Origin of the sequence: Achromobacter sp. Marseille-Q4954, from assembly GCF_943737025.1 — a bacterium.
GTDB lineage: Bacteria > Pseudomonadota > Gammaproteobacteria > Burkholderiales > Burkholderiaceae_B > Achromobacter > Achromobacter bronchisepticus_A.
The window spans coordinates 3362831-3378786 of sequence record NZ_CALSFQ010000001.1 but is presented as its reverse complement, the minus strand read 5'-3'; the positions used below and the strand labels follow the sequence as shown (position 1 = coordinate 3378786).

General features: G+C 65.3%; 11 protein-coding genes. All 11 read right to left on the bottom strand.

The features are described from left to right. Positions 1–97: 97 nt before the first annotated feature. Positions 98–796 carry a glutathione S-transferase N-terminal domain-containing protein gene (locus tag NGK62_RS15820; RefSeq protein WP_059371271.1) on the bottom strand — a complete coding sequence of 233 codons (699 nt, stop codon included), beginning with the start codon at positions 794–796 and terminating at the stop codon, positions 98–100. 83 nt (positions 797–879) lie between these two features. Further along, positions 880–1806 (bottom strand): DUF6708 domain-containing protein, encoded by a 927-nt coding sequence (locus tag NGK62_RS15815; protein WP_251879131.1) that lies wholly within the window; start codon positions 1804–1806, stop codon positions 880–882. Positions 1807–1897: 91 nt separating this feature from the next. Continuing rightward, positions 1898–2632 (bottom strand): putative type VI secretion system effector, encoded by a 735-nt coding sequence (locus NGK62_RS15810; RefSeq protein WP_251879129.1) that lies wholly within the window; start codon positions 2630–2632, stop codon positions 1898–1900. A gap of 18 nt (positions 2633–2650) precedes the next feature. Continuing rightward, positions 2651–5506: a T6SS effector BTH_I2691 family protein gene (locus NGK62_RS15805; RefSeq protein ID WP_251879127.1), complete on the bottom strand. Its 2856-nt coding sequence runs from the start codon at positions 5504–5506 to the stop codon at positions 2651–2653. Continuing rightward, complete coding sequence (locus NGK62_RS15800) at positions 5503–6474, bottom strand: DUF4123 domain-containing protein (RefSeq protein WP_251879125.1); 972 nt, start codon at positions 6472–6474, stop codon at positions 5503–5505. Before NGK62_RS15800 ends, NGK62_RS15805 begins: the two co-directional genes overlap by 4 nt. A gap of 19 nt (positions 6475–6493) precedes the next feature. Next, positions 6494–9196 carry a type VI secretion system Vgr family protein gene (locus NGK62_RS15795; protein WP_251879123.1) on the bottom strand — a complete coding sequence of 901 codons (2703 nt, stop codon included), beginning with the start codon at positions 9194–9196 and terminating at the stop codon, positions 6494–6496. 14 nt (positions 9197–9210) lie between these two features. Further along, positions 9211–11910, bottom strand: a complete 2700-nt coding sequence (tssH, locus tag NGK62_RS15790; RefSeq protein WP_251879121.1) for a type VI secretion system ATPase TssH — start codon at positions 11908–11910, stop codon at positions 9211–9213. A gap of 18 nt (positions 11911–11928) precedes the next feature. Further along, on the bottom strand, positions 11929–13020 hold the full coding sequence (gene tssG, locus NGK62_RS15785; protein WP_165867759.1) for a type VI secretion system baseplate subunit TssG: 1092 nt from the start codon (positions 13018–13020) through the stop codon (positions 11929–11931). Next, positions 12984–14822, bottom strand: a complete 1839-nt coding sequence (tssF, locus tag NGK62_RS15780; protein ID WP_059371481.1) for a type VI secretion system baseplate subunit TssF — start codon at positions 14820–14822, stop codon at positions 12984–12986. The genes tssG and tssF overlap by 37 nt, the downstream gene beginning before the upstream one ends. A gap of 54 nt (positions 14823–14876) precedes the next feature. Beyond that, positions 14877–15362: a type VI secretion system baseplate subunit TssE gene (gene tssE / locus NGK62_RS15775; RefSeq protein WP_054452040.1), complete on the bottom strand. Its 486-nt coding sequence runs from the start codon at positions 15360–15362 to the stop codon at positions 14877–14879. A 63-nt stretch (positions 15363–15425) separates the two neighbouring features. Beyond that, positions 15426–15929 carry an Hcp family type VI secretion system effector gene (locus NGK62_RS15770; RefSeq protein WP_006395404.1) on the bottom strand — a complete coding sequence of 168 codons (504 nt, stop codon included), beginning with the start codon at positions 15927–15929 and terminating at the stop codon, positions 15426–15428. Positions 15930–15956 lie beyond the last annotated feature (27 nt).

The window sequence follows — 15956 nt, the reverse complement described above, 5'->3', positions numbered from 1 at the left end:
ATAACTTGCGGGCTTGTTTGATTTGCCGCAAGCCCGCCGGCTGCGGGCTTGCCGAGGCCCGCAGCCGCCCTGACGGCGGCCGCGCGGCCTGCATCGCCTACGCCGGTATCGTCAGGCCCCGGGCCACCGCCGGACGGGCCACGAAGGCTTCCAGCACCCGGGCGACATTCTTGAAGCGCGAGAACTCCACCAGCTCGCCCGCGCCGTAGAAACCCACCAGGTTGCGCACCCAGGGCAGGATAGCGATGTCGGCGATGGTGTACTCGTCGCCCATCACCCAGTCGCGGCCTTCCAGGCGCTGGTCCAGCACGTTCAAGAGGCGCTTGGACTCCTCCGCGTAGCGGTCGCGCGGACGCTTGTCTTCGTAGTCCTTGCCCGCAAACTTGTGGAAGAAGCCCAGCTGGCCGAACATCGGGCCGATGCCGCCCATCTGGAACATGACCCATTGCAGCGTCTCGTAGCGCCCCGCCGTGTCCGCCGGCAGGAACTTGCCCGCCTTGCTGGCCAGGTAGATCAGGATGGCGCCGGACTCGAACAGGCCCAGCGGCTTACCTTCGGGGCCGTTGGGATCGAGGATGGCCGGGATCTTGTTGTTCGGGCTGAGCGACAGGAATTCGGGCGAAAACTGGTCTTTGGCGTCGAAGCTGACCCGGTGGACCTCGTAGGGCAGCCCGGTTTCCTCCAGCAGGATCGACACCTTCACGCCGTTGGGCGTGGGCAGCGAATACAACTGGATGCGGTCGGGGTGCCGGGCGGGCCACTTCTTGGTGATGGGAAAGGCGCTGAGGTCGGTCATGCGGGGGGCTCCAGGGGGAGGGGCGGAAAGGTCGGGGTAATCCTAGCGCAAATCCGGGCGGCCGCGCCGCTCGATGAAATCCCCTAGCGCGAGTCCGCGGGATTCATCGAGGCATCACGCGCATACTCGTCCTCCGGCTCTGGCTGCAGCGTGGCCTCGATTTCCGGCGGAAACGCCGGAACCTTGCTGGTGTGCATCACCGCCCAGCGCATGATGGCGTGGAGAAGATTGAACGGCATCATCAGCAGGGAGAGGAAGCCTGGACCTTGCGCATCCTCGGCAAAGGCGCGCTGCCTGGATAGGGCGAAGGTCTCCGGCTTGCCGTCGGCCGGCACGCAATGCAAGACCGCGTCCTGCACGACTTGCGGCCCGTCCTCCATGTAGCGGCGCAGAAACTCCCAATGGGAATAGGCATCTTCGGCCCGGTACGTGACCGAGCTGAACGCGAATGTCTCCCTGACCGTCACGCCGTCCGGATCCAGGATCAGGCCGCGGACATCCCAGGTCCGGTGCTGAAACCCGTCGACCCCTCCTCCAAGCGTGAAGTAGAGCTTGTTCCACTTCGCCGTCAGCACCGTTCCGTCCAGCCGGAACACGTGTACCAGCTTGTGCTTGCGGTCCAAGGCGATGGGATAGTAGGTCCACCGGAACATCTCCTTGCCCGCGACCCATGCGCCCGCCGCCGCCAACGCAGCGCCCATCGCCATGCTGATGAAAACCGCCGTCCAAAGCCCGTTCTCATTGGGCAGCCCGTCCACCAGGGCCCAAGCCAACTCCCGGATCATGCCCACGCCGAAGGCCACGCCGACAAGCCCCATCAGCGCCAGCATGCCCCGGTAGGCGTACCAGCGGTCCACCAAGACCAAAGCATTGGAATTCATCTTCACCACGCAGCCCTCGGCCGCCAGCGGTACGTCCAGCCGTTTCTTCTGCTGCAAGCGGTGTTCGCGGTCGAAGTCCCCAAGCGGCCGGTCGTTGGGGAATTTGCGCATCAACCCCGTGTAATCCATTCAACGCTCCAGAACTCGCCGGCTCGGTTGCGGCGCGAGCGGTATCAGCCCGTGGATAGGCCTGCGCAATTTCTTCAGGGCATTTCCCTCGTCAGTATCTGAAATAGCGCAGGCCATAGTCCTTGCCATCACCCTGCCGACGTTTCGCTTTCGATATTGCACGCAGATTGATCCCAGTGGGATTGCTCCAACCGAATCCCTTGAAGATCATTTCCGCGACATGCGCGAAGCCTTCCGTCTTGCGCCCCGCCCGCCAGGCCAGGAAGCCGAACACGACGAGCAAGGCCGGCAACAGGTACATGGCATAAATGCCATAGGCCTCAAGCTGCCCCGCGATGCTGAACTTGCCTTTGAACAAGGCAAACACCGCATCCAGGCACATCATGAATCCAAAAATCACCGCGACGATGATGCCCCAGAACCGGAACGTGGACAGATAGTGGGATCTGCGCCCTTCAAAGCAGTGGGGATACACCGCCACCAAGGAATCCGATTCGCGCCTGACGCCATAGGCGCTCCAGGCGCCCTCGCCACGTTCGGCGACCAGCTCCACGTCGTCCCCTTCTTGAAAGGGGAAGCGCCAGAACCAACCCTGAACGGGTTCGCCGTTCAGTGAAAACTCCACGAAGTCGGCGCTCTCCGAACTATCGATCGAGGCAATCGCGATACCCGCCCCTCCCATGCCTGCCAGCGCGGCGGATACCGCGGACGCTCCGACGTCACCGCCAATCTGGCTCAGGACAAAGTCCCGATTACGACGGGACTTCTTCAGCTCCGTGATCTTTCCAGAGATCTTTCGGACATTTCCATTGAGCTCATTGGTCATTCCATTCCTCACATCAAATCACGTCACATCAGCAAGAGCAGCGACGAAGCCTTCCTCCTGCTTCTTCGGTTCGTCCTGAGGTTTGCCGAAAGTACGACGGCCAAACGCGCTGGTTTCACACCACTCTTCCAGTGCATTCGGCGTGAAGTACCAGACCAGCAGCTGAATACCCACCAACACTATCGCGATCTCCCAGCCCACCAGGATACCAAGCACACGAGCGAATGAAGCTATCGCCATCCGCGACGCAACCACATCCACAGCCACCACCATCACATTCATACCTGCGCGCCGTCCCACGATCTTCAGCAACGAGGCAGAAGTCGATATTGCCGTGATCACCGCGGCCCCGCCTGCGACAAAGCCTATGGCCGACTTGATGCCGACCAGCACCATCAGCGTGTACTGCTTCTTTTCCCTGCGCTCCATGGCTTCGTTGAAATCTATGGATGCACCGATAAAACTCGCGCCGGCTCCCAACATCCCCCCGACCAATTTCCATTTCTGGAATCCGTATGCTTTTTTCCCCGCCAATTGATACGGCACGATAGCAATATCAATCACGGCGGCGCTCAAGGTGGCCGTAGACGCGACCAGCTTTGCATAGGTCGTAGCCGTCTTGTCGGTCGCCGAAATGAGCTTCTTGAAGTTCCAAATTTCAATCAATCCCACCACCACCGTAATGCGCATGGTGGTAGCCCCGTTGCGCCCAGTAGCCGGCCGCATCTTGCCCCACATGTCCCGCAGCACTTTGTGGCTGGGTTCCTTGGCGATGGCCTCGTTGGCTTCCAGGAAAGTGCGCGCAGTCCGCAATCGCTGTAGCGCGACCTGACGCGCCACGCCTTCGGACCGGGCCTGTTCTCTCACCAGCGCCAAGGCGTCGGCGTCGCTGATGCCCGTGGACAACAAAAAGAGATTCTGGACGATCTTCTCACCGACGAAATCGCTTACGCGGTTCAGCTGCAACCAGCGGAAAGCCGTATCGCCCACCGTCATCATCAGCTTGTCGATGCCGGCATTTTTCAAAGCGCGCGGCAATGGCCCCAGCTTTTCCACCTTGCTTTCACCAACCAGGGACACCGCCCTCTTGTAATACCCCGAGAAGGTTTTCAGGTTGCTGAGCACTCGTTCGACGACACCGAGACCCGTAGGCAATGGCGTTTCCTTGCCCTTCACGGCTTCATCGAGGGCGCTCGTCACCGCAGGCTTGAGCTGCTTCTGGTTTGCGGCGATTGCGCGCCAGAACAGGGACTTCCTGTCCCCTGCGTCACGCCGTTCTTCCACCAAGGTTTTGAGATACTGGGCTCCCGCCGCGCTGGATCCGATGCCTTCGATCAGGTCGCCGACCACTTCAATGAACTCGTGGCCGTCATCCTCGACTTCCTCGCTATAGTCCTCCAGCGTATCGAACAGAAGACCCCATTCCAGCCATTTGATGAGTTCCACTGTCCTGGTATTTGCCAGCGTAGTCGCCATCTCCTGGAACTTCTCGTAGTTGCTCTTGAAGCGATTCAGCTTGTCCCAATCGACATTGTCGGTGTAGCGATCCCAGGCATGCGCGACCTGGTCCTTGCGATAATTTTCCAGATTCCGGGCGCGCGTCTCGTCCGCCTGCACGATCTCCGCGTCATAGGCGTTGAAATCCGCCTCTGCCTGCGCTCTATTGGCCGCCGGGACGTACTGGTCCAGCAGCACGCGACGGCGGCTGTGGTACTCGGCGTCCGTTATCACGCCATTGGACCGCTCGTTCTCCAGCCCGGCGAATGCCTGCTTGCCCTTCATGTCCGGCACGTGCTGATTGATGACCTGGTTGCGGCGCATCACCTCGTAGTGCCGGTTGCCGCCCCGCTGCCCCAGTTGCACGGCCTCGGCCGTGCGCCTTGCGGCGTCGTCGGCCTTGTTCTCCAGCGCCGCCTTGGCGCCTTCGATGTTGCTGGCCGCGGTAATCTGCAGCGCACGTTCCTCGCCATACCGCGCCATCGCACCCAGCGCGTCATTGCAGTATCCGTTGAGCTCGTCGGCGATGCCGATGGCGTCCCACAGCGCCAAGCTCATCGGCCAATAGCTGACGCCCATCGTGGGATCGCCGCATTTATCCAGCATCTGCGCCAGCAAAAGCTCAAGCGTCTTATCCACAAGGCCGCCGAGCGGCCGGTTGCGCGGATACCAGGGCGTCTTCGTGAATTGCTCTTTCAGCGTTGTTTCGTCGAAAGACCCGTCGACATTGCTCAACTTGCGCTGGCGATCGAGGCCGGTGTACGGAAGCCAGGGCGGCTCGCCCGTCAATCCGCTGAACTGGTGGTCGCCGTATTCCAGGATCTTCTTGAAGTTCGACTCGACGGCCAGTATGGATTGGTGATTCTTGGCCTCGCAGCGGCCCTGCGCCCAGACGGCGGGCTCGATCGCCTGCATCCGCGATGCGCGGTGCTCCTGCTTTTCATAGCGAGCGCGGGTCTGCGGGCTCCATTTATGTTCGCTATAGGCCAGCCACACCTTGCCGCACTGTTCCGGCTTCTCTATGACGATGTAATGCATGCGCAGCCCATTGTGCCCCTGGTTCGCGCATTTCATCGCGGGCTGCAACCGGGCGCTGTCCGCGTCGTCGCAACGCCAGAGCATGCCGTCGGCCGTCACGGAATAGACTTCCCAGTAGTTGGCGCCCTGCGGGCCTTTCTCGTAGAACAGGTAGAGAAAGCCCATGCGCAGCGTGCGGGTCACGTACTTGTACTGTTCGCTATCCAGCGGCACGTCCTTCACGCGTTCGCCGCTTACGCCGTCCAGCGCATGCGCCGGAAACCCCGCGGGCACCACGGCGTAACGCGTCGGCAGTATCGGCAGGCCGCCTGCCTTGCACACATTGCAAGCCGTACTCATTCTTCTTCCCTAACTTGGTGATGCGCCGGGCGCGACTGCCGGCAATCGCGGGCGATCGCCGTCCAGTCCGCCTCGGTCAAATCCATGACGAGCCTGGCAAAGCCGACATCCGGCTCGCGGGCATCCAGTAGCGCGGCCAGCCTGGGATGCTGATCGAATGCAGGGTGCGCCGTAAGCGCGCGGATGGCCATGGCCTCCCAGTCGCGCGGATCCAGCAATCCCCTGGCCGCCCCGCGCCGCACGCATGCCGCCGCCTGCGCCAATGTTTCGTCTGAAATGGCCGCAGCCTGTCCAGCCACCACGCGCCACGCGCGGTTGATGGCGGCAGCGGTCTCAATGCGGCTCCATTGGTCTGAGTCGAACTGAAGCGGACCGATATCCCGAAGGCCGGGCACCGGCTCAGCGCCATTGCCATAGCTCGCCAGGCGCGCCCACCGGTCGACCGTCACCCACAGGTGCATCGGCCCCAGCAATGCCTGGCGCTGCCCTGGAGTCGCCAGGTTCCATACCAGATCCAGGACAGCGGGATCCTGCAAGCGCAACAGGGAGCGGCCTCCGTCCGGCCGCGATTGCAGCATGGCCCGGCCCAGGTGGTGCGCCAAGGCCGCAGCATCCGTTGCGCCAAACATCCAGCCGCCGATGCGGCGCCCCAGGCCTAGCCGCAAGGATTCCGGCGTCCAATCCCGGATCGCCATGCCTGCCGCCACCCGGCTGATATCGGCGTCGCAGGCGCGCGCCAGATCCAGCGATACGAGCCGCGGCCAAGCCTTGGAATCGACATTCCGATGCGCAAGCCGGACCGAAGTGGTCCGCGCATCGAGTTCATCGGCCAGGCCCAGCCATTCGGAATCTTCCTCAGGCGGCCGCAACAGCGGATCAAGCAGCAAGCAGCAGCGCGACTCCCCATGGGACGCCGCCAGCCGTTGCAGCGCCTCTCCCAGTTGAATGTCCGATGTGAATGGCCCCATATCTGTCCGCCCCTGGCCGCTACAGTTCAACCGCCGCCGCGCCCGAAGCCGCCGCGCTCTGCATTCTCAGCTGGCATCCTTCGAAGTCGCCCTCCGGCAGCCCCAGCTGCAAGGGCGCGCTTTGCGGCCCCGCCCAGTTATGCACACCCGCCTTCAACTCAACCTTCCCCGGCGCGTGCAGCTGGATCCCGCCGCCTTCCACCCGCAAATAGGCGCCGCCCGCGGTCGCCAAGACGCGTTTGGCGGCCTGCACCTTCACGGCAGCTTGCGCCGAGGCAAAGGTCACCGCCTTTTCAGCGGACAGCGTCATCTTGGCGTCCTGGCTATGCAAGCGCAGCTTGCCGCCCGCCGCATGCAGCAGCAGTCCCTGGCCTTGCACCGGGCTGTCGCCAGACGCCTTGCGGCCCAGCGTGAACAACACCGCGCCGCCGACTACCCCTACCGCCAGGTTGGCGCTGCTGATCCAGTTGACGTCCGGCGCCACCTGCGACAGCGTCGCGCCGGCCGCCAGGAATGCGTCGGCGGGCGTGTATTGGCCGATGCCGCTGGGCGCGCTCACCTGGAGCTGCGGTTCGCTGTAGGCGGCAACTGGCTTGCCCTCGGGCGCGTCCTGCTTGGCGTCGATCACCTCCAGGACGTGCTTCAGGGCGTCCTGCGCCGGCAGCGTTTGCGGATCGCCTTCCAACACGGCCTTCTGGCGCGTTGCCGCCTGCGCCAGTTCCTCCGCTGAACGCGCCGCCAGCTCAATCTGCTTGGCCGCTTCCGAGCTGTCCAGCAGCGCGCCCTCGGCGTTCCCGCGCAGGTCGGCGCTGATCAATAGCCCGGAACCGCCGCGCACCGCCACGGCCTCGCGAGTCGACAGTTCCGCACCGTGACCCAGGTCCTGCAGTCTTTCGTTGTCGCGCTGCTGCTTGATATGGCCCAGGTTCAGGCGGCTTTCGGCCTGCGTGGTCGACGCCGTCAGGCGCGACTGTCCGGGCGTGTCGTCATGCACCAGCTGGTTGTAGCCGCCGGTGCCCTGGCCGCTGCTGGCCAGCGCCTGCGTCTTGAAGCCGGACATCACCACATTGTGCGCATGGCCGTCGGCGCCGCCCGCGAACCAGGCGGGCGCGTTGCCGGTGGCGTTGGCGGCGCCGCCCTGCACCTGGTTGTGCGCGGCGTCCTCGGCGCCTGCGCCGTTGTAGAGCGCGCCCACCACCACGGGGCGGTCGATGTCGCCGTGCAGGAACTCGACCAGCACTTCCTGGCCGACGCGCGGCACGAAATTCCCGCCCCAGTCGCCGCCCGCCACGGACTCCGCCACCCGCACCCACGTGCCAAGTTCGTCCTTGGCGGGCGCGTTCTCGTCACCCGAAGGATGTTCCAGGCGGCTGCTGGAGGCCTTGCCGCGCTGCCAATGGAACTGGACCTTGACGCGGTGGTCGCGGTCGGTATGCACCGGCGCCTCGGCGCCCACCACCAGCGCGGTCTGCGCGCCGTACACGGTGGGCCGCGGATGCAGGCGCTCGCCGTGCCCGTCGCGCGTGGCCTTGCGGAATTCCGTGTCGATGCCGATGCAGGTAAAGGTATTGCGGTAGAAGTCGGCGTCGGCTGCCTGCGGACCGGTCTCGCCCAGCGCTTCGCGCACGGCGCGGCCCAGGTCCTCGTCGAAGTTGTTGCGGGCCTCGTGCCGCACGGCGATCGCCACATAGGCGGCCCCGCCCTGCTGGTAGTGCCCGGTCAGCTCGAAGCGCTGGCCCGGCGCCAGCGTGCGCACGGTGCCCGCGCCTTCGCAGCTATCCTGACCCGCGCGCAGCGCGGCCAGCGCGATGTGCGCCAGGCGCTCGCCCTGCGCGCTATCCTCGTAGGCGTACTGCCCGGGATAGTCGTTGACGACCAGATCCATTGCGCCCTTCGCGGCGCCGCTATCGACCTGCGCCGCCACCGGCCTGGCCTGGGCGCTGCGGTAGTCCCAGCTGGCCATGCGCACCGCATTGGTCTGCCAGCGCGCGCGCCGGTTCCATTGCTGGATGCTGTCCTCGGTCTCCGTGACGTCGGCGCGCGCAAAGCGCACGCTGGCCTGCGGGCCGGGCTGGAAGGCGCCGTTGTGGTCGGCAATGATCAACGTATGGCTGCCGTCGCCTTCGCCGGCCTCGTGCTCAACCCAGTAGAACAGGCCCTCTTCAGCCAGCAGGCGCTCGACGAAGGCATGATCGGTTTCGCGATACTGCACGGTGAGGCTGCGCTTGGGGTAGGCGGCGCGGTCCTTCACGACCCAACGCCATTGCGGCGCCAGCCCCCCCTGGTCCTTGTAGTCGCCGAAGACGCTGTCGACGATCTCAATGACCGTCTTGTCCTGATAGGCGAAGCTGTCGCGGCGCGCGCGCAGAAAGGCGAGCCAGGGCTCCAGCGTCAGCCCATAGCGCGCCAGGCCGCCGTTGGCGCCCTGGAACTCGGCCGCCATGATGTAGCCATTCCAGACACGGGGCTGTTCGCGGCCCAGCGCGGTCTGCAGACGCAGCGTCGCCGGCTTGCCCAGCAGTTCAGACAAGGGGATGCCGGCATCGTCCGACAGCGCCGTCAGTTCCAGCCGGAACGCGCCCTCCGACAGGGTTTCCGTGGCGGACAGCGTTTCCGCGACGAGCCGGTTCGCGCCCAGCGGCGTGCGCAGGTCCAGCAAACGGTTGGCCTGGTCTACCGACGCGATCGACATTCGGGAAAGGCCGGCATTATCCATGGGCATGTCGGGCTCCGGCGTCAGGCAAGGCGATAACGGAAATCGCCGTTCTTGCCGGCGGTCACGCGGATGCGGGCGATGGCCTCGCCCTGCGCCATGCGGCCCAGCACCTGTTCAGCGATCTGCGGCAACAGCGTGCCGTTCAGGATGTGGTCGACGTTGCGCGCGCCGGTATCCACCTCGGTGCAGCGCGCCAGCACGGCCTCCACCAGCGCCTCGTCCCATTCGAACACGGCGCGGTGGTTGGCCTGGACGCGCTGCGCGATGCGGCCGAGCTTCAGTGCGATGATGCGGGCCAGCGCGTCGTCATCCACCGGGTAGTAGGCGATGGTCTTCATGCGGCCCAGGAAGGCGGGCTTGAAGGCCTTGTACAGCTGCGGCGCCAACAGTTCCTGCAAGGCCTCGGGGTCGGGCCGTTCCTCGGCGCTCTTGTTCAGGCAGGCCTGCATGATGGCCGACGATCCGACGTTGGAGGTCAGGATGATGAGCGTGTTGCGGAAATCGATCTCGCGGCCTTCCGCGTCGTCCATCACGCCCTTGTCGAACACCTGGAAGAACAGCTCCAGCACGTCGGGATGGGCTTTTTCGATCTCGTCCAGGAGCACCACGCTGTAGGGCTGGCGGCGCACCGCCTCGGTCAGCACGCCACCCTCGCCGTAGCCCACGTAGCCCGGCGGCGAGCCCTTCAGGCCCGATACGCTGTGGGCCTCCTGGTACTCGCTCATGTTGATGGTGACCAGCTTGCGTTCGCCGCCATACAGCACGTCGGCCACGGCCAGCGCGGTTTCGGTCTTGCCCACGCCCGACGGACCAATGAAGAGGAACACGCCCTTGGGCTTGTTGGGATCTTCCAGGCCGGCGCGCGCGGTGCGCACGCGTTGCGCAATGGCGTGCAAGGCATGGTCCTGGCCGATGACGCGTTCGGCCAGCAAGGGCTGCAGTTCCAGCACCGTACGGATTTCGTCATTGACCATGCGGCCCAGCGGGATGCCGGTCCAGGCCGACACGATCTCGGCGATGACCTGCGCATCCACGAAGGCCGGCACCAGCGGCGCTTCGCCCTGCAAGGCGCGTAGTTGCTGTTGCAGTTCGGCCAATTGCGCCTGTCCCGGCGTGGCGGCTGGCTCGGCCGCCTTGCCCGAGCGGCGCTTGCCGGCGGGCTCCGGCGCGGCTTCCACGCCCGCCGCCTCCAATTCCTCGCGCAGCGCGTGGATCTGCCTGACCAGCTCGCTTTCCTGAGCCTGCCGCGATTCCGCTTCCGTCAATGCGGCACGCGTGGCGTCCATTTCCTGATCCAGCTCGCGCAGGCGCGCGGATTGCGCCGCGCCCGCCGCGGCTTCGCGGCGCAAGGCGGCGCGCTCGGTCTCAAGGCGCGCGAGGCGATGACGCGCGTCGTCGATCAGCGCCGGCGTAGCGCTGCGGCCCAGGGCCACGCGCGCGCAGGCCGTGTCCAGCACGCTGACGGCCTTGTCCGGCAGTTGGCGGCCGCTGATGTAGCGGTGCGACAAGCGCGCCGCGGCCACGATGGCCTCGTCCAGCACGCGCACGCCAAAATGCTGTTCCATCAGCGGCGCCATGCCGCGCAGCATGCTCGCGGCCAGCTCCTCGCTGGGTTCTTCCACCTTCACGACCTGGAAGCGGCGCGCCAGCGCGGCGTCCTTCTCGAAGTACTTCTTGTACTCGCTCCAGGTAGTGGCGGCGATGGTGCGCAGCTCGCCGCGGGCCAATGCCGGCTTGAGCAGGTTGGCGGCATCGTTCTGCCCCGCCTGCCCGCCCGCGCCTATCATGGTGTGGGCTTCGTCGATGAACAGGATGATGGGCGTGGAGCTCTGCTTGACCTCGTCGATCACGTTCTTCAGGCGGTTCTCGAATTCGCCCTTGACGCTGGCGCCGGCCTGCAAGAGGCCCATATCCAGCGTGCGCAACGCCACGCCCGCCAGCGCCGGCGGCACGTCGCCCGCCACGATGCGCAGCGCCAGCCCCTCGACCACTGCGGTCTTGCCCACGCCAGCCTCGCCGGTCAGGATGGGATTGTTCTGGCGGCGGCGCGTCAGGATGTCGATCATCTGGCGGATCTCGGCATCGCGGCCGATCACCGGATCGATCTTGCCTTCGCGCGCGCGCTCGGTCAGGTTGGCGGTGTATTGGTCCAGCGCCGGCGTCTTGGAGAGGCCGGCAGCGGGAGCCGCGCCATCCTGCCCTGCGTCGCCCGCCGGACTGTCGCCCAACGCCACCGACTGGCCCGCCTCTTCCGAGCCGGCCGTCAACGCGGTGAAATCATGCTTCAGCTCATCCAGCCTGAACGATTCGAACAAACGCGACCCGCGGCGCGCCAACTGGGCCAGGTCGGGCTCGGTCAGCAAGGCCAGCAGCAGATGGCCGGAGCGGATGCGCGTGGTCTGCGTGTCCAGCGAAGCGATCAGCCAGGCATGTTCGAACAACCGCGGCAGATGCGGCGAGAACACCGGCGTGCGCGTGTTGCCATTCTTGAAGCCGCGGATCTCGGCATTCAGGTCCGCTTCCAGCACCGAAGCCTCGATACCGCTGCGCCGCGCCACGATGCTGAAATCGCTGGCGGGCTTTTCCAGCAGCGCCAGGAACAGGTGCTCCAGGTCCACCTCATAGTGCCCCTGGGCCATGCACAGGCTGGCGGCACGCTCGGCCGCCTGGCGGCAGGTCTGGTTGAGCTTTCCAATCAGGGTCTTCAAGGGTGTGGCCATATTCCAGGTCGTCTAGTCTCAATGGATGGTGTGCAATTCGTAGCTGGCGTCATCGCGGTCCGACGCCACCGGCTCGGTGCAAAGAAAGGAGTTCCAGCCCAGGCGCGCGCCGCCGCCTTCGCCCAGCACGCTGCCGCCCACGTCTTCCTTGGCCATCACCAGCCGCACTTCGTACTCGAAGCTCATGCCGCCGAACATGGTCAGGAGTTTCTCCAGCGCCTGGGCGCGCGCGCCGCCGGGCAGGAAATCGGTGAAAGCGTCCTTGGACAAGGGGCCGATCCACAGCCGGATGCGCATGTCGCGCTGCCAGATGCGGTCGCCGGCCATGGCCGACACGCCCAGCACCGCGCCGGGCATGCCCAGCTGCGTGCGGTTCTGCGGCGGCACGTGATACCAACGCCCGACGAACTGCTCCACCCGCAGCGGCACCTGGAAGTAATCCGCCAGCACGCGCTGCAGGTAGGCCGCCGATACCGGCCGCTGGCGCGCGGCCGCGGCATAGTGCGCCAGCGATTCGTCGAACACCCGGCCCTGCCCTGACTGCAGGCGGTCGCGCAGCGCCGGATGGCCGATGCCGCCCAGCGCCAGCAGCAGCGGCAGATAGTGATGGTCTTGTTCGGTCTCGTGCCGCACGGGCATGCGGTACTTCTTCCAGGCCGCGTAGAACAGCGCCGCCGCCCGGTTTGAGAAGATGTCGAAGAAGGCGCGGGCGCCACGGTCGCGCCGCGAGCTCTCGCGCGTGCTCAGGATCTCGGTGTAGTGCAGCGGCATGGCGCCCTGCGCGCCCAACAGGCCGAAGAAGGCCGGCTCGATCTCCACCCGTCCCAGGTTGCCCGCGGCCAGCGCCGCCAGCCGCGCTTCGGTGTCTTCCAGCGCCTGGCCCTGTTTGTCATAGGCCGTCAGCGCGGCGATCTCGCTGGCGGGAAAGCCCAGCGAAGACGAGTTCAGGAAGCGCAGGTGCGCAGGCACCGCATTGCGCGCGCGGCTGCCTTCCTGCCGCGCGAACCACGATTCCAGCACCCGCACGGCCTGGAAGAACTTGAAGCGCTGCGGCTCGGCCAGCAGCGATTCGATTACGCTAGGATCGCGTCGCCGTTGCATGGAGCGCACCGTAGGATTTCTTCCGCGCCGCGGCGCGACAGCACGACCAGCTGCACGAAGCTGTTGGCATGCACGTATAGGCCAAAGAAGCGGTTGATCACCGCCACGAAGGCATGCAGGCTGGTGCCGACGAAGTTGTCTTCGTTGATGGTCAGCCGGATCTCGATGCCGCGCACGAAGGTTGCGAATGGTTCGCCGGGCATCCAGTGCGTGGCAGGCTTGTAGTCCAGGCCGACCAGCCCTTCTATCTGGCGCGCCGCCACCGCGGAATGCGACAGGTCATACAGCCGCAGCGTCTCTTTCAACGCCGGCAGGCCGCTGTGGACCAGCGACAGATGGTTCAGCGCCAGATGCGAAATAAGGCGCCAATGCGCCGCCCGCCCCTGCTGGAAGCGATGGGTGTGCGTCGGCCGGCGCAGCATGCGGATCTCGCGCGCGATCGAGCCGCCCTCCAGGAACAAGTCTCCGCCCGGCTGCCCCACCGCCAGATGCGAAGGCAGATCGCGATTGGTGCAGGTCAGTTCCAGGCTCAAGGTCTCGGTCTGCGGCAGCGAGGGATCGAAATCGATGTCGACGATGGACAGTTCCATCTCGTAGCCCGGACTGCGCTCGGCCACCATCGCATTGCGGCGCGCCGTCCAGTAGTGACCAGCCCCTTCCGGCGTCTCGCCATGGTGCAGCGAATAGAACGGCCGGAACTCCACCACCGAATCGCCCTGCGCGTTCTGCCGCACCTGGCGCACGCGGTCGATCGAATAGATCTCGTAGCCATAGGCGCGGCGCGCGTCGGCCACCACCGGATAGGACGCTTGCGCATGGGTGACGCGGATGGGATCGGCGCGCTGCGCGAACAGGTTGACCACGGGGGTGCAGCCCAACCGGAAATTGTCTGCGGAGGCCGATTCCAGCAGACGCGCCGTGTTCGAATCCGCGCGCACGCCCTTCAAGGCCAGATGCAAGGTGATTTCACGCACCGGACCCGCCGCGCGCCTGAGCGCCGCGAGATCGATGTCCACGAAATTGAATTTCTCGGAGAACGCGAAGTACTCGGCCAACAGCCGGTAGGCAGGGTGCGAGCTGGCCGGGAAGTCGATCAGGGCTTCGTCCTCGGACAGCCCCACCTCTGCCAGCGGCACGTCCTGCATGCGATTCCAGCGGCCCGGCTGCGTTTCCAGGTAGGCCGCCGCGGTGCGCAGGAACAGGCAATCCCGCAGCGCAGCCACGAACGAGGGCTCGCCGTGCAGGTAGACGCGCAAGCGGTCCACCGCCAGGGTGGAAAAATTCTGGGTTTCAGCCAGGCAGGCCAATGTCAGCGACAGCCGGCCCGTCACGCCCGCAGGCAGGCTGGCCGCGGATGGCGCGTTGGCCGTGGCCGCAAATACGGCCTGGCGGATGCTCACCGGCGCCAAAGTCACGTCGTACGCCGTACGGAAACGGCAGGCCACGCCGCGCACGGGATGCGATTTCAGTTCCGTGCCGCGCGCCATGCGCACCGGCGCGGTCAGCTGCGAGGCCATGCCGCCCATGTCGAACTGCGCCACCGAGCACGACGGGAACGGGCGCAGGTAGTGCGGGTACATGACCTCGAACAACGCTTCCGTGAATTCCGGATAGTCGTCGTCCAGTTTCTTGTTGATGCGCGCGCCCAGCAGCGCGAACGATTCGATCATCCGCTCGACATGCGGATCCTCGCAGGTTTCGCCAGACAGCCCGAGCCGCGCGGCGATCTTGGGATAGCGCTGCGCAAAATCGCGCGACGAACCGCGCAGAAAGCCCAGTTCGCGTTCGTAGTAAGGCAGCAGTTCTTCCATCTTTCCCTTCTTCGCCGGCGGCGTGCCGCCGGCGCCCGCGTGCATGGTTTGTTATCAGGCGGCCGCCGCGGCCTTGGCCCGGCCCTTGCTTACCGAGTACTGCAAGGTGGACGGCTGCAGCGTCGCGTCGAACGTGACCGGCTCATGCGCAGGCCCCACGTCCAGCATCGCGGTAATCGCGAAATACAGCACCGAGGTCGCGCGGCTGTCCACCTGCAGCAACACCCGCACGTGCGTCAGGCGCGGCTCATGGCGGGCGATCGCCTGCTCCAGCGACCGGCAGATAAACTCGCGGTCGTAGTGACTGGCCAGGCTCAGGCCGGAAAAATCCGACAAACCGTAGGTCAGGATGGACCGCTGGCAGTTCGGAAAACGCTTGAGCGAGTCTTCGGTGAAGACCATGCGCGTGTTGAGCAGGGCCTCGATGTCGCGCGCGACCGTTTCCTTGATTTCTTCCACCGACAGGCGTCGCAACGCATGCGGTGTCTGCCCGTCGCCGTCGAACAACTTGTCGAACAGGCTGGGTTCGAATCCCTTCATCGCGGCCTCATTGAGCAAAGGCGCCGGACCAGCCGGGAGCCTTTGCCGTTCATGCGGTCAGGTTCAGACCGAGTACGTCTTGTCGTTCTTGGTGAGGCTCCACGCGCCCTGGGCATTCCCGCCCTGGTTGCCGCCCACCTTCTGCTGCGTGTACTTCCACTGCACGGCGGCGTACTTCAGCGAGAACGACTCGTGCGGCAGGCCTTCGCTGACGACTTCCGGCGCCACGCGCGAGATGATCACGTACTTGAGCTTGATTTCCAGGTACTTGACGCGGTTGCCTTCGCCGTCGGCGCGCAGGAAATCGATGGTCACTTCGTCGAACGTCGTGCCGCCGGATGCGTGCTGGTACAGCAGCGGGCTGACCACGTCCAGGTCCTTGGTGAAGACCATCTCGCCATGCTCGGTGCGTTCGGCGGTGTGGCCACCGGAGGTGGAGGCGGTAGCCGAACGCGGCTGGATGATTTCATGGCGCCACGATCCGACTTCGATCCAGTCCGGATGGTCCTTGTCCTGCGACTCGCCCTTGAGCGCGGGGTTGCCGAATTTGACGTAGATGTCCTTCATTAATAGCCTCTCTGGTTAAAAATCGTC